The organism is Streptomyces sp. 2-1 (assembly GCF_048564895.1).
GTDB lineage: Bacteria > Actinomycetota > Actinomycetes > Streptomycetales > Streptomycetaceae > Streptomyces > Streptomyces phaeochromogenes.
In genome coordinates this window covers 5,563,944-5,577,058 of the sequence record NZ_CP183383.1, presented here as the reverse complement: position 1 = coordinate 5,577,058, position 13,115 = coordinate 5,563,944, and the positions used below count along the sequence as shown (strand labels likewise).

11 protein-coding genes are annotated in these 13,115 nt (G+C 71.1%); 4 read left to right on the top strand and 7 right to left on the bottom strand.

All coding sequences use genetic code 11. The annotated features are described in order from the left end of the window. Window positions 1-16: 16 nt before the first annotated feature. The 3 genes from ACN20J_RS24495 to ACN20J_RS24485 all read right to left on the bottom strand — a co-directional run bounded on the left by ACN20J_RS24495 (window position 17) and on the right by ACN20J_RS24485 (window position 2,857). The gene (locus ACN20J_RS24495; protein WP_361911757.1) at window positions 17-556 is read right to left on the bottom strand and encodes a hypothetical protein; all 540 of its coding nucleotides are present in this window, start codon (window positions 554-556) and stop codon (window positions 17-19) included. Beyond that, a complete protein-coding gene (locus ACN20J_RS24490; RefSeq protein WP_419666809.1) occupies window positions 553-2,082 on the bottom strand; it encodes a sensor histidine kinase in 1,530 nt (509 codons plus the stop codon). The genes ACN20J_RS24495 and ACN20J_RS24490 overlap by 4 nt, the downstream gene beginning before the upstream one ends. Window positions 2,083-2,158: 76 nt before the next feature. Beyond that, window positions 2,159-2,857 carry a response regulator transcription factor gene (locus ACN20J_RS24485; protein WP_189841428.1) on the bottom strand — a complete coding sequence of 233 codons (699 nt, stop codon included), beginning with the start codon at window positions 2,855-2,857 and terminating at the stop codon, window positions 2,159-2,161. Between the two features lie 351 nt (window positions 2,858-3,208). On the opposite strand from ACN20J_RS24485, the gene ACN20J_RS24480 reads away from it, so the two are divergent. Together ACN20J_RS24480 and ACN20J_RS24475 are read left to right on the top strand one after the other, a co-directional pair. Further along, on the top strand, window positions 3,209-4,018 hold the full coding sequence (locus tag ACN20J_RS24480) for a DUF3152 domain-containing protein (RefSeq protein WP_259333698.1): 810 nt from the start codon (window positions 3,209-3,211) through the stop codon (window positions 4,016-4,018). A gap of 122 nt (window positions 4,019-4,140) precedes the next feature. After that, window positions 4,141-5,484 (top strand): pectate lyase family protein, encoded by a 1,344-nt coding sequence (locus ACN20J_RS24475; protein WP_419666808.1) that lies wholly within the window; start codon window positions 4,141-4,143, stop codon window positions 5,482-5,484. An 84-nt stretch (window positions 5,485-5,568) separates the two neighbouring features. On the opposite strand, the gene map is transcribed toward ACN20J_RS24475, so the two are convergent. Both map and ACN20J_RS24465 read right to left on the bottom strand, forming a co-directional pair. Beyond that, window positions 5,569-6,336 carry a type I methionyl aminopeptidase gene (map, locus tag ACN20J_RS24470; RefSeq protein WP_361911742.1) on the bottom strand — a complete coding sequence of 256 codons (768 nt, stop codon included), beginning with the start codon at window positions 6,334-6,336 and terminating at the stop codon, window positions 5,569-5,571. Between the two features lie 94 nt (window positions 6,337-6,430). Beyond that, complete coding sequence (locus ACN20J_RS24465; RefSeq protein ID WP_190230915.1) at window positions 6,431-7,381, bottom strand: helix-turn-helix domain-containing protein; 951 nt, start codon at window positions 7,379-7,381, stop codon at window positions 6,431-6,433. 130 nt (window positions 7,382-7,511) lie between these two features. Here ACN20J_RS24465 and ACN20J_RS24460 point away from each other — a divergent pair, with 130 nt between their 5' ends. Beyond that, the gene (locus ACN20J_RS24460) at window positions 7,512-8,558 is read left to right on the top strand and encodes a saccharopine dehydrogenase family protein (RefSeq protein WP_190230740.1); all 1,047 of its coding nucleotides are present in this window, start codon (window positions 7,512-7,514) and stop codon (window positions 8,556-8,558) included. 145 nt (window positions 8,559-8,703) lie between these two features. Next, window positions 8,704-9,423 carry a sortase domain-bontaining protein gene (locus ACN20J_RS24455; RefSeq protein ID WP_419666807.1) on the top strand — a complete coding sequence of 240 codons (720 nt, stop codon included), beginning with the start codon at window positions 8,704-8,706 and terminating at the stop codon, window positions 9,421-9,423. A gap of 90 nt (window positions 9,424-9,513) precedes the next feature. On the opposite strand, the gene metG is transcribed toward ACN20J_RS24455, so the two are convergent. Together metG and ACN20J_RS24445 are read right to left on the bottom strand one after the other, a co-directional pair. Next, window positions 9,514-11,238 (bottom strand): methionine--tRNA ligase, encoded by a 1,725-nt coding sequence (metG, locus tag ACN20J_RS24450; RefSeq protein WP_419666806.1) that lies wholly within the window; start codon window positions 11,236-11,238, stop codon window positions 9,514-9,516. Window positions 11,239-11,401: 163 nt separating this feature from the next. Further along, complete coding sequence (locus ACN20J_RS24445; RefSeq protein ID WP_419666805.1) at window positions 11,402-13,096, bottom strand: VWA domain-containing protein; 1,695 nt, start codon at window positions 13,094-13,096, stop codon at window positions 11,402-11,404. Window positions 13,097-13,115: the final 19 nt, after the last annotated feature.

The window sequence follows — 13,115 nt, the reverse complement described above, 5'->3', positions numbered from 1 at the left end:
GCGCGCGGCACCCCGGTCACTCCGCGGTCGCGGACCCGGGGCACGTCTCGCCGGAGCCCTCGGCCTGCCTGACGCCGGGGATCGTCACGGTCACCTGTGTCGAGCCGGAACTGGACCTGGAGCCCGCGTCCACGACGACGCGGGCGGCGGCGATCGTGCACGTCAGCTGGGCGAGGGCCGTTCTGGTCAGGGGCTCGGTGCCCCGGGGCAGTTCGACCGACACCCGCGCCCCGTCCGCCCTGACCTTCACCGGGGCCGCCCGCCGCGGAAGTTCCGTGGTCAGGCCCTTGCGGGCGAGCAGGGCGTCCGGCCCCCGGAACAGCAGTTCCACCGCCGTCCCGATGTCGAAGGTGCCGGGGACCTGGCTGCGTACGCCGAGCAGGGTGTCCTGCCTGACGAAGTAGAGGACGTAGGCCGGCCGTATGCCGGTGGCCGCCTCGCCCGCCTCCACCACACCGGTCGAGGGAATCCCGCAGGATGAGAGCAGCAACGCGGCGGCCGTGAGCGAAAGCCCGGCCCGCACCGCCCGCTGCCCACGTCCGATGCGCCAACTCATGTCTCCCGTACCTCCTTCTCCTCCGGCTCTTCCTTCTCCTCCGGCTCCTCCCGGCCCAGGGGGATCTCGACCGTGAACACCGCGCCGCCGGTCTCCGCCCCGTCACCCTCCGCCCGGTTCGCCGCCCGGACCGTACCGCCGTGCAGCCGGACGTTCTCCGCCGTGATCGAGAGTCCGAGGCCGCTGCCCTCCGACCGGGTCCTGGCGGTGTCCGACTTGTAGAAGCGGTCGAAGACATGCGGCAGGACGTCCGCCGGAATGCCGGGACCGCTGTCCGTCACCTCGATGACGGCCCACACCGTGCCGTCGTCGTCGGCGGCTGGGTCCGGCATCTCCCTTGCGTACAGGCGCAGTTGTACGGGGCATGCGCCGTGCCGCAGCGCGTTGCCGACCAGGTTGGCGACGGCCACGTCGAGGCGGCGGGGGTCGACCCGGCCGCGCAGTTCGCCGGGCCCGGGCAGCAGGGTGTCCACCGTGTCCTGCCAGCCGCGGGCGGCGAGGGTGCGCCGCAGGGACTCCGCGAGGTCGAGGTCGTCCAGTTGCAGGCCGGCCGCGCCCGCGTCGAAGCGGGAGATCTCCATCAGGTCGCCCACGAGCCGGGCCAGCTTCACGGTCTCCCCGCTGATGAGGCGTACGGCCATCGCGGTGTCCGGGTCGAGCCGGTCCGCGTCCTCGTCCAGGACGTCGGTGACGGCCGACATCGCGGCCAGCGGGGTGCGCAGTTCGTGCGAGACGTCCGCGACGAAACGGCGGGCACGGGCCTCCATGCGGCGCAGCTCGGCCACGGACTCCTCGAGCGCGGCGGCGGTCTCGTTGAACGTGTGCGACAGATCGGCGAGTTCGTCGGAGCCGTTGACGGCGAGCCGGGTGTCCAGGTGGCCCTCGGCGATGCTCCGGGTGGCCCGGCGCAGTTCGCGAACCGGGCGCAGCACCCCGCGGGCGGCCAGCAGGGCGAGCAGGACGGCGAGGCCGAGGGCGGGCACGACGGCGCGTCCGATGGCGGTCACCAGGGCGTCCACGTACCCCTGTTCGCCGGTCTGGGGCACGGTCAGGAAGACCGCGACCCCGGACGCGGGGCGTTCGGCGGGCTCGGCGAAGGTGACCGGCAGGCCGACGACGAGCGAGGAGCGGCCGTCCGCCCTCACCCGCTGGAACACGGCGGCCCGCCGGGAGCCCACGGCCGACCGCATGTCGGCCGTCAGCTCGGTGAACGTGTCCTGTGGTCTGGAGGTGGCCCGCAGGCCGCGGTAGGTGGCCAACACCCGCCAGTTCTGGGCCGGTTCGGCGGCGGCGACCTCCTGGGCGACCCACGCCAGGTCGCTCTGGGTCGGTGGGTAGGCGATGCCGGGTGCCAGGCCGTCGACGTGTGCCCGCAGCCGTTTGATGACGGTGTCCTGGCTCTGCTGGAGCACGGCGATACGGGCCTCGCGCAAGGTGAGGGCGCCGGTGGTGAGGGTGGCGACGGCGGTGAGCAGCACGAAGGCGATGAGCAGCCGGCCGCGCAGCCCGCGCAGCGGTCGCTTCACCGGGTCACCGGTCCGCGTCCGGCCGACCCGCGCATCCAGGTACGTACCCAGGTACAGGTACGTATCCAGGTACCGCTCACCGGGACTGGAACCGGTAGCCGAAGCCGCGGACGGTCTGGATGTAGCGCGGGCGGCCCGCGGGCTCGCCCATCTTGGTGCGCAGCCGCTTGACGCACGCGTCCACCAGCCGGGAGTCGCCGTGGTAGCTGTGCTCCCAGACCGCCTCCAGCAGCTGCTGCCGGGAGAACACCTGGCCGGGCGAGGCGGAGAGGGTCAGCAGGAGCCGCAGTTCGGACGGGGCGAGGGCGACGGGCACGCCCCGCCGGGTGATGGCCAACCCGGCCCGGTCGATGGTCAGTTCGCCGTCGTCGCCGTGGGACTCGATCTTCGGTATGCCGTCGGGGTTGGGCGCGGCGCCGACCCGGCGCAGGACCGCGCGGATACGGGCGTCGAGCACGCGTGCCTGCACCGGCTTGACGACGTAGTCGTCCGCCCCGGCCTCAAGACCGACCACGATGTCCGTGTCGTCGCCCCGGGCGGTCGCCATGACGATCGGCACCTGGTCCTCGGTACGGATCCGGCGGCACACCTCGAGACCGCTGAGGCCGGGCAGCATCAGGTCGAGCACGACGACGTCCGGCCGGAAGGTCCGCAGCAGGGCCAGCCCCTCCTCGCCGGTTCCGGCGGCGGTGACGTCGTGCCCCTGGCGGCGCAGTGCGAGCCGGACGCCCTCCCGTACGGCGCGGTCGTCTTCGATCAGCAGGACGCGTGGCATGTGCTCAGTATCCGTACGGCTCTGGGGAGTTGAGGCAGCTACCGGCGTCGGCGGGGGAACTGTTACGGGACGATCACATAGGTCGGACAGATGATCGACCGTTATCTCTTCGTTATCGGCTGAGCGATATCCCATTACATGCCGTACTCACTCTTGATGACCATGAACACGACTGCCCGTAGCGCGAAGCCGTCCTCGACCAGGGGATCCTCCGCCTCCCGACCGTCCCGGCGTCGTCGCGGAGGCTCCGCGCAATCCGATGGACGCGGGCGGTCCGGCGGGGGTTCGGGCGGGCGCGGCCGGAAGAGCAAGGGTCCGTTACTCGGCGGCCTGGCGGCGCTGGTCGCGTTGGTGATCGCCGCCGCTGTGGCCGTGAACTGGACGACGTCCTCGTCCTCCGACGCCGCCGACGGATCCGCCTCCTCCTCGCCGTCCGTTCCGTCGCCGGACCCGACACCGGAACCGAGCGGCGCAACGGAGTCGGCCGAGGCGAGTGGGAAGCCCGACGAGAAGGCCGGCGGGAAGGCCGACGCCGAGCCGTCCGGAAAGGGCAGCCCCTCCGCCTCCTCGTCCTCCTCCGCGCCCGAGATCCCGGCCTCGGGTCCCGGCACGTTCGCCACCGCCGGCGGCACGAGCGGGACCGTCGGGGGGAAGGGTGGCCGGGTCCTGAGCTACAAGGTCGTCGTCGAGGACGGCCTCACGCAGTCGGCCGCCGATGTCGCCGAGCAGGTGGAGGGCATCCTCGCCGACCCGCGCGGCTGGACGGCCGACGGCCGCTCGGGCTTCCGTCGTGTCTCCAGCGGTACGGCCGACTTCGTCGTACGGCTCGCCACGCCGGGGACGGTGGACGCCATCTGCGGCAAGTACGGCCTGAACACGCGGGGCGAGGTCAACTGCAACGTGGGCAAGGACGTTGTGGTCAACCTCAAGCGGTGGCTGCTGGCGACGCCGGTCTACGCCGCCGACGTGGACGCGTACCGCGCGCTGATCATCAACCACGAGGTCGGCCACTTCCTCGGCCACGGCCATGTGACGTGCCCGGGAGCGGGGAAGCCGGCCCCGGCGATGATGCAGCAGATCAAGGGGATGCTCGGCTGCAAGCCCAATGTCTGGCCGTACGACGCGAATGGACGGTTCGTCACGGGGCCGGCTGTGTCCTAGGGGGTGGTCTGAAAGAAGAGGGCAACCTTTCCGGTCGCCGCGACCACAGATGAGTCGGAACCCCGTTCACAGGGGCTCCACACAACGCACGAGCCCCACAAGAACCACGTAAGGACTCATCCGTGGCATCCCCCTCCCACCGCAGGTCCCTCCGCAAGCGGCGCACCGTGCTCCTCTCCGTCGCCGCCGTGGCGGCCGCGGGTCTCGGCGCCGTCCCCTTCGTGATGAACGCGAACGCGGGTGTGGTCGACCTGGCGCACCAGGCCCTGCCCGCCAAGGACGGCTGGGCGGCGTCCGGTTCGGGCACGACCGGCGGTTCGAAGGCCGACTCCGCGCACACCTTCACCGTCAGCACCCGCGCCCAGCTGGTGAAGGCGCTCGGCTCGGCGACCGACACCACGCCGAGGATCATCCAGGTCAAGGGCACGATCGACGCCAACACGGACGACGCGGGCAAGAAGCTGACCTGCGCCGACTACGCCTCCGGCACGGGGTACTCGCTGTCCGCGTACCTGAAGGCGTTCGACCCGGCCACGTACGGCAAGAAGGCGCCCGCGGGCACGCAGGAGAAGGCCCGCGCGGCAGCCCAGGCCAAGCAGAAGAAGAACATCGTTTTCCGGGTCCCGGCCAACACCACCGTCGTGGGCGTCCCGGGCACCAAGGCCGGTATCACCGGCGGGAGTCTGCAGGTGCAGGACGTCGACAACGTCATCATCCGCAACCTCTCGCTCACCGCCACCGAGGACTGCTTCCCGCAGTGGGACCCGACGGACGGTTCCTCGGGCGAGTGGAACTCCAACTACGACTCGGTGACGCTGCGCGGCGCGACCCACGTCTGGGCGGACCACAACACGTTCAGCGACGCGCCGTTCTTCGACAAGTCCGAGCCGACCCACTTCGGCCGCAAGTACCAGATCCACGACGGCGCCCTCGACATCACCAACGGCTCGGACCTGGTGACCGTCGAGCGCAACCAGTTCACCAACCACGACAAGACGATGCTGATCGGCAGCAGCGACACCGACAGTGTCGGCAAGCTGCGCGTCTCCATCCACCACAACGTGTGGAAGGGCATCACCCAGCGCGCCCCGCTGGCTCGCATCGGCCAGATCCACCTCTACAACAACGTGTACGACACGACGACCCTCAACGGCTACGCCCCCAAGTACAGCCTCGACTCCCGGGCCAAGGCCCAGGTCGTCGCCGAGCGCAACTCCTGGACCGTCCCGTCCGGCGCGAACGTCGCCAAGCTCCTGAGCGGCGACGGCACGGGCTCGGTCGCCGGTACCGGCAACCTCGTCAACGGCAAGTCCACGGACCTCGTCGCCGCGTACAACGCGGCGAACTCGAAGAAGCTGAAGACGACGGTGAACTGGACGCCGACCCTGACAGCGGGCCTCCAGACCTCGGCGAACAGCCTGCCTGCGGAGCTGTCGGGCACGACGGGGGCCGGGGTTCTTTCCTGACCTCGCCCCACTGAAGACGCGAGGGTGGCCCGGGACTTGGCGTCCCGGGCCCCTTTCGTACGCCGCCGAGGCTGCCGCCCCTTGTCAGGGCAGGGTGAGGATGCGGGGGCCGGACTCCGTGATGGCGATGGTGTGTTCGAAGTGGGCGGCCTGGCTGCCGTCGATCGTGCGCAGGGTCCATCCGTCGGGGTCGGTGAGGTAGTCGTTGTGGCCTCCGGCCATGAGCATGGGCTCGATGGCGAGGGCGAGTCCGTGGCGCAGGGGGAAGCCGCGGCCCGGGCGTCCGTGGTTGGGGACGTGGGGGTCCTCGTGCATCTGGCGGCCGATGCCGTGGCCGCCGAAGTCGGACGGCATGCCGCAGGCGGCCTTGCGGGCGACCGTGCTGATGGCATGGGAGATGTCGCCGATGCGATGACCGACGGTGGCGGCGGCGATGCCCGCGTCCAGGGCCTGCTGGGTGGCGGCGATGAGTTCGAGGTCGGCGGGGCGCGGGGTGCCGACGATGAAGCTGATCGCGGCGTCGCCGGTCCAGCCGTCGAGTTCGGCTCCGCAGTCGACGCTGACCAGGTCGCCGTCGCGCAGGCGGTAGTCGCCGGGGATGCCGTGCGAGACGGCGTCGTTCACGGACACGCAGAGCACGGCGGGGAAGGGGACCGGGGCGAAGGAGGGCTGGTAGCCCAGGAACGGAGAGCTCGCTCCGGCCTCGCTGAGAACGGTGCGGGCGGCTTCGTCTAGCTCGCGCAGGCGAACTCCCACAGCCGCCGCCGCGCGGGCGGCCGCGAGTGCGTGGGCCACGACGCGCCCCGCCTCCCGCATCGCCTCCAGTGCCGTGTCCGTCTTGATCTCCACCATGTGTCGTGACTCCCTGCCGTGCGACGCAATGCAACGCAATGTGATGTCCTGCGGCGCCATACAGCGCTGCCCAATACTTATACCGGTATTAGTATCACGGTCGCGGGGATCCCGAGCGGAACGTGCGGCGGTACGTGTCCGGGGGGACGCCGATCGTGCGGTTGAAGTGGCGGCGCAGGGTGGTGGCGGTGCCCATGCCGGTGGCCGTGGCGATGGCGTCGATGCCGGTGTCGGTGGTCTCCAGGAGTTCCTGGGCGCGGCGGATGCGCTGGGTGAGGAGCCACTGGAGCGGGGTGGTGCCGGTTGCCGCTCTGAAGTGGCGGCCCAGGTTGCGGGAGCTCATGCGTGCCTGGCGGGCCAGGTCCTCCACGGTCAGTGGCTGGTCGAGGCGGTCGACGGCCCAGGGGAGCAGATCGGCGAGCGGGTGGTCGTCCCGCGCGGGCACCGGGGCGGCGACGAACTGGGCCTGGCCGCCCGCCCGGTGGGGCGGCACGACCAAGCGCCGGGCGACGGCGTTGGCCACCGACGAGCCGCGGTCGAGGCGCACCAGGTGCAGGCACAGGTCCAGCGCGGCGGCCTTGCCCGCGGAGGTGAGCACGCTGCCGTTGTCCACGTAGAGCACGTCCGGATCGACCTCCACCTTCGGGTAACGGGCGGCCAGGACGTCGGTGTGTGCCCAGTGCGTGGTCGCGCGCCGCCCGTCCAGCAGACCGGCCGCGGCCAGCACGAACGCGCCCGTGCAGAGGGAGGCCACCCGCGCGCCCGCCTCGTGGGCGGCCCGTACCGCGTCGACCAGGTCGGCGGGCGGGTCCTCGTCCACGTCCGCCCAGGCCGGGACGATCACGGTGTCGGCGCTGCGGAGCCGGTCGAGCCCGTGGTCGGGGTCGAGGCGGAACCGTCCGACCTGCACGGCGGCCGACCCGCAGACGGCCACGTCGTACCAGGGGCCCGCCACGCCCACCGGCGCGGAGTCGAACACCTCGTACGCCACGGACAGTTCGAAGTGCAGCATCCCGTCGGTGACGGCCAGCGCGACAGTGCCCATGTCTGCACTCATGCCGGGTCCGCGGCCGTGTTGCTGCTCCTGCTCCAGCTCCTGCTCATGTCCGTAATTGTATGGGGCGTGTCGTTCCGGACACTCACGGTGGAGTGCCCGGCCTCGGCAGGATGTCCGTATGGGAATCGAAGCGGGGTCGGGGCAGATGGTGGCGGTGTTCGGTGCGTACGGGCACACCGGGCGGTTCGTGGTGGCGCGGTTGCTGGAGCGCGGGTTCGTGCCGGTGCTCTCCGGCCGTGACGCCGGCCGGCTGGGGGAGCTGGCGGCGGCCTACGGCCCCGGGCTCGACGTCCGGCCGGCGTCGGTCGACGACGCGGCCTCGCTCGACCGGGCCCTGGCCGGTACGGCGGCGGTGATCAACTGCGCCGGGCCCTTCGCCACGACCGCCGCGCCCGTGATCGAGGCGGCCCTGCGCGCCGGGATCCCGTACGTGGACGTCGCGGCCGAGATCGAGGCCAACGCCGACACGTTCGCCCACTTCTCGGACCGCGCCCGCGCCGCCGGAGCGGTGATCGTCCCCGCGATGGCCTTCTACGGCGGCCTCGGCGACCTGCTGGTCACCGCGGCGATGGGCGACTGGACGACGGCCGACGAGGCGCACATCGCGTACGGCCTGAACAGCTGGCACCCCACGCCCGGGACCCGCGAGGCGGGCAGGATCTCCGGGGAGCGGCGCAACGGCCGACGCGTCCGCTACACCAACGGGCAACTGCAGTACCACAGCGACGCCCTGCCCACCCTGAAGTGGCCCTTCCCCGACCCGATGGGCACCCGGGCCGTCATCGGGGAGTTCACGATGGCCGACGTCGTCACGATCCCCAGCCATCTGACCATCCCCGAGGTACGCACCTACATGACGGTCGAGGCGGCCGGGGACCTGGCCGCCCCGGACACCCCGGCACCGTCCGCGGTCGACGAGCACGGCCGCTCCGACCAGACCTTCCTCGTCGACGTCGTCGTCCGCTCCGGCGACACCGAACGGCACGCCGTGGCGCGGGGCCAGGACATCTACGCCGTCACCGCGCCCCTCGCGGTGGAAGCGGTCCACCGCATCCTCACCGGCCGGACCCGCACGGTCGGCGTCGCCTCGGCGGGGGAGATCTTCGACGCCTCGGAGCTTCTGCGCGCGCTGGCGCCGCACATCTCCGTGGAAGTGGGTCAGTAGCGGACCTGGGTGGCTCGGTGGTCGGTCCGCGGCGTTCTGCTGCTGCGCGGGAACGCCTGGGCCGGCCTCGCCGTTCTTGTCTTTGAGTCCGGCGGCTGCCGTGTGTGGTGGCGCGACCCGGAACCGGCTACCGATCCCGAGTGCCATGTCCCGTTCCCGAATACTCTCCGGCGCGCTCATGGGCGCTGTCGTCGCGCTGCTCGTGGCCTGTTCCAACGAGACCGTGCCGACGGGCACCTCCGCGAAGCCTCCACGGGACACGTCCACGACGGCCCCAGTACCGACGGCCCCCGCCACCTCGGCTCCGGCCCCCACCCCGTCCTCCGCGAGCCCGGCACCTCCGACGGAGAGCGACACCCGGACCCGGACCGCCCGACTCGCCATCCCGGCGATCGGGCTCAAGGGCCTGCGCGTCGTCCCGTACGAGGGGACGACCGACGACTGGCCGGGCACCCGGATCCAGAACGGTGGCGTCGGAGCCAGTCCGTACGGGAGCGAGGGCGGGGTCGGGCCCGGTGAGGTCGGCAACTACCTCGTCACGGCCCACCGGCTCTCCGCCGGCGGCCCGCTGCGCGACCTCCCGTCCCTCGTCAAGGGCGACTTGGTCGTCGTCACGTCCGGCGGCAGGGTGTACGAGTACGAGATCACCGGCACCAGGGAGACCTCCTTCCGCTCCGAGCGTTCGCTCGCCGAACAGCGGGCGGAGGTCCCGGGTTTCCCGGGCCGGACCCCCACCCAGGCCATGATCACCATCTCGACGTGCGCGACACCCGAGGACAACGCGGCCGGAAACTTCTGGCGCGACGACCGCGGCAACCCCGAACACCGCATCGACAAGATCGGCGTACTGACGTCGGCCCACTGACGTCGGCGTACTGACGTCGACAACGTAGGAGGCGGGGAGGGCGTCCTGTGACGCCCTCCCCGCCTCCTGTCGCGCGCGTGCCCTCCGCGGCTACTCCGGTGCGCCGCCGAAGCGCTCCTTGTACGTCTCCAGGTCCTCGTCCGTGATCTTGGCGAAGAGGACCGGGGGGACCGTGAAGGGGATGCCGGCGGGGAGGAAGGTGAGGGACTTGGCTTCGGCCGCCGTCACCCAGGTCGCCGTGTCGTCCGGCAGGGCGAATGCCGAGCGCATCGCCTTGGAGGAGGCCGGGATGAAGGGTTCGGAGATGACCGAGTAGAGGTGGATGAGGTTCATCGCGACGCGGAGGGTGAGGGCCGCGCCGTCCGGGTTGGTCTTGATCTCCAGCCAGGGGGCCTTCTCCTCCAGGTAGGAGTTGCCCGCCGACCACAGGGCGCGCAGGGCTGCCGCGGCCTTGCGGAACTGGAGGGCCTCCATCTGGGTCTCGTACTCCGAGAGCAGGGCCGCGATCTCCTCGCCCAGCTTCGTCTCGGGGCCGCCCGCCTCCGCGCCCGCCGGGACCTCCTCGCCGAAGCGCTTCTTGGAGAAGGACAGGACTCGGTTGACGAAGTTGCCGAGGGTGTCGGCCAGGTCCTTGTTCACCGTGGACGTGAAGTGCTCCCAGGTGAAGGACGAGTCGTCCGACTCCGGGGCGTTGGCGATCAGGAAGTAGCGCCAGTAGTCCGCGGGGAGGATCTCCAGGGCGTGGTCGGTGAAGACGCCGCGCTTCTGGGACGTGGAGAACTTTCCGCCGTAGTACGTCAGCCAGTTGAAGGCCTTGACGTAGTCGACCTTCTTCCACGGCTCGCGGACGCCCAGCTCCGTGGCGGGGAACATCACCGTGTGGAACGGGACGTTGTCCTTCGCCATGAACTCCGTGTAGCGGACCGGGTTCTCGCCCGTGTCCGCCTCGTACCACCAGGACTTCCAGTCGCGGTTCTCCGGGTCCTTGTCCGACCATTCCTTCGTCGCGCCGATGTACTCGATCGGGGCGTCGAACCAGACGTAGAAGACCTTGCCCTCGGCGGCCAGCTCCGGCCAGGTGTCGGCCGGGACCGGGACGCCCCAGTCGAGGTCACGGGTGATCGCGCGGTCGTGCAGACCCTCGGTCAGCCACTTGCGGGCGATGGAGGAGGCCAGCTGCGGCCACTCGTCCTCGTGCCGCGCCACCCACTCCTCGACCTCGTGCTGGAGCTTCGACTGGAGGAGGAAGAGGTGCTTCGTCTCCCGGACCTCCAGCTCCGTCGAACCGGAGATCGCCGAGCGGGGGTTGATCAGGTCGGTGGGGTCGAGCACGCGGGTGCAGTTCTCGCACTGGTCGCCGCGGGCCTTGTCGTAGCCGCAGTGGGGGCAGGTGCCCTCCACGTAACGGTCCGGGAGGAAGCGGCCGTCCACCGGGGAGTACACCTGGCGGATCGCGCGCTCCTCGATGAAGCCGTTCTCGTTCAGGCGGCGGGCGAAGTGCTGCGTGATCTCGCGGTTCTGGGGGGACGAGCTGCGGCCGAAGTAGTCGAAGGCCAGCTCGAAGCCGTCGTAGACCGCCTTCTGGGCGTCATGGGCCTGGGCGCAGAATTCGTCGACCGGGAGGCCCCGCTCCTTCGCCGCCAGTTCGGCCGGGGTGCCGTGCTCGTCCGTCGCGCAGATGTAGAGGACGTCGTGGCCGCGCTGGCGGAGGTACCTGGCGTACACGTCCGCCGGGAGCATGGACCCCACCATGTTGCCCAGGTGCTTGATCCCGTTGATGTACGGAAGGGCGCTGGTGATGAGGTGTCGAGCCATTGCGGGCTGCTCCCGGGTCGTTACGTGGGGTGACGGTTCGGTGAGTGATGCTTCGATCGTCGACCGTCTTACGAACCTTGAAATCGTAGCCGACATGGGTGGGCCGCCCGCTCCCCCTTTTAAGGGGTGGGAGGCGGGCGGCCCGGTGGTGCTTCCTCTGGGGTTACGGGCGCCAGTTCGCCAGTACGCCCTCGTAGACCTCCGTGTCCGTGAGCTCGCGCGGGGTCGGGCCCGCGTGGAAGAACGCGGTGTTGTCCGTCTTGAGCTTGCGGAGGTAGTCGAAGGCCTTGTTGTCCTGCTCGCCGAACGCGACGAACGAGAAGAAGACGCCGGGGTGGTTCTTCGCCGCGTCCGTGAGGGACTGGGTCGCGGGGGTCTTGGCGTCCGGGGCGCCGTCCGTCTGGAAGATCACGAGGGCCGGGGCCGAGGGGGCGTCCGACTTCTCGTGGTGGGTGAGGACTTCCTGTACGGCGACGTGGTAGCTCGTACGTCCCATGCGGCCGAGGCCGGCGTGGAGTTCGTCGATCTTGTTCTCGTGGTCGGCGAGGGCGAGTTCGCCGGTGCCGTCCAGCTCGGTGGAGAAGAAGACGACGTGGACCGTGGCGGTGGGATCCAGGTGGGCGGCCAGGGCGAGGGTCTGCTCGCCGAGGGCCTGCGCGGAGCCGTCCTTGTAGTACGGGCGCATGCTCGCGGAGCGGTCCAGGACGAGGTAGACCTTCGCCCGGGTGCCGGTGAGGTTGTGCTTCTCGAGGGTGGCGGTGGCGGCGTCGTAGGCGGTGAGCAGGCCGGGGGCGTGGTCCTTGACCTGGGCGAGGGTGGTGGCGGGGGCCGTCCCCTCGGACTCGGCTTCGCCTTCGTTCGAGCCCGTGACGGGCTCGGCCTCGGCAACCACGAGCTCGGGTTCGGGCTCGGCCTCGGCAACCACGGGCTCGGGTTCGGGCTCGACGACGGGCTCGGGCTCCGGGGTCACATCGGCGACGACGGGCTCGGGCTCGGGCTCGACGACCGGCTCGGCTTCGACGACGGGCTCAGCCTTGGCGGCGGGCTCGGCTTCGACAACCGGCTCGGGCTCGACAACCGGCTTGGGCTCGGCGACGGGCTCAGCCTCGGCGGCGGGCTTGGCCTCGACCTTGGCCTTCGGCTCGGCGTCGACCACGGGTTCGGCCTTGACCTCCGCTTCCGTCTCCGCTTCCGCTTCCGCCTCTACGACGGGCTCGGGCTTCACCTCGGCCTCGGGCTCGACGACCGGCTCGGGTTCGACTACGGGCTCGGCCTCGGCCTTGGCGTCCACGACCGGCTCGGGCTCGGCGACGGGCTCGGCCTCGGCTGCCATCACCGGCTCGGCCTCGACGACGGACTCGGCCTTGGCCTCGACAACCGGCTCAGCCTCGGCTGCCACGACCGGCTCGACCTTCGTCTCCGGCTCAGGCTCGGCTTCGACGACCGGCTCGGCCTCTGCCGCCGCTTCCGTCTCGATGACCGGCTCGGCCTTGGCCACCGGCTCGGCGACCGGCTCAGCCTCAGCCGTCGGCTCCGCCTCAATCACCGGCTCGGCCTTGGCCTTTTCCGACGGCTCGGCCTTGGTTTCCTGCTCAGCCGTCGGAGACGCCTGCTTCGGGACCGTCACATTGTCGAAGGCCGCCGAAACCAGTTCGTCCACCACTGATGCCTTGGGCTCGGTGGCCGGGGCCGGCACGGTGGCCTCCGGCTCGGCCGCCGCCGCAGGCACCGGCTCGGGAGCCGTCTCCTGTCGGGCCGCCGGCACGCTCGGCTCGGCGGCAGGGGTGGCTGCAACAGCGGCAGTGTCCCCCTTGCGTGACTTTCCGAACGCATTCCGCAGGCGGGTGAGAATGCCCATGTGCGCAACCCTTCGCATG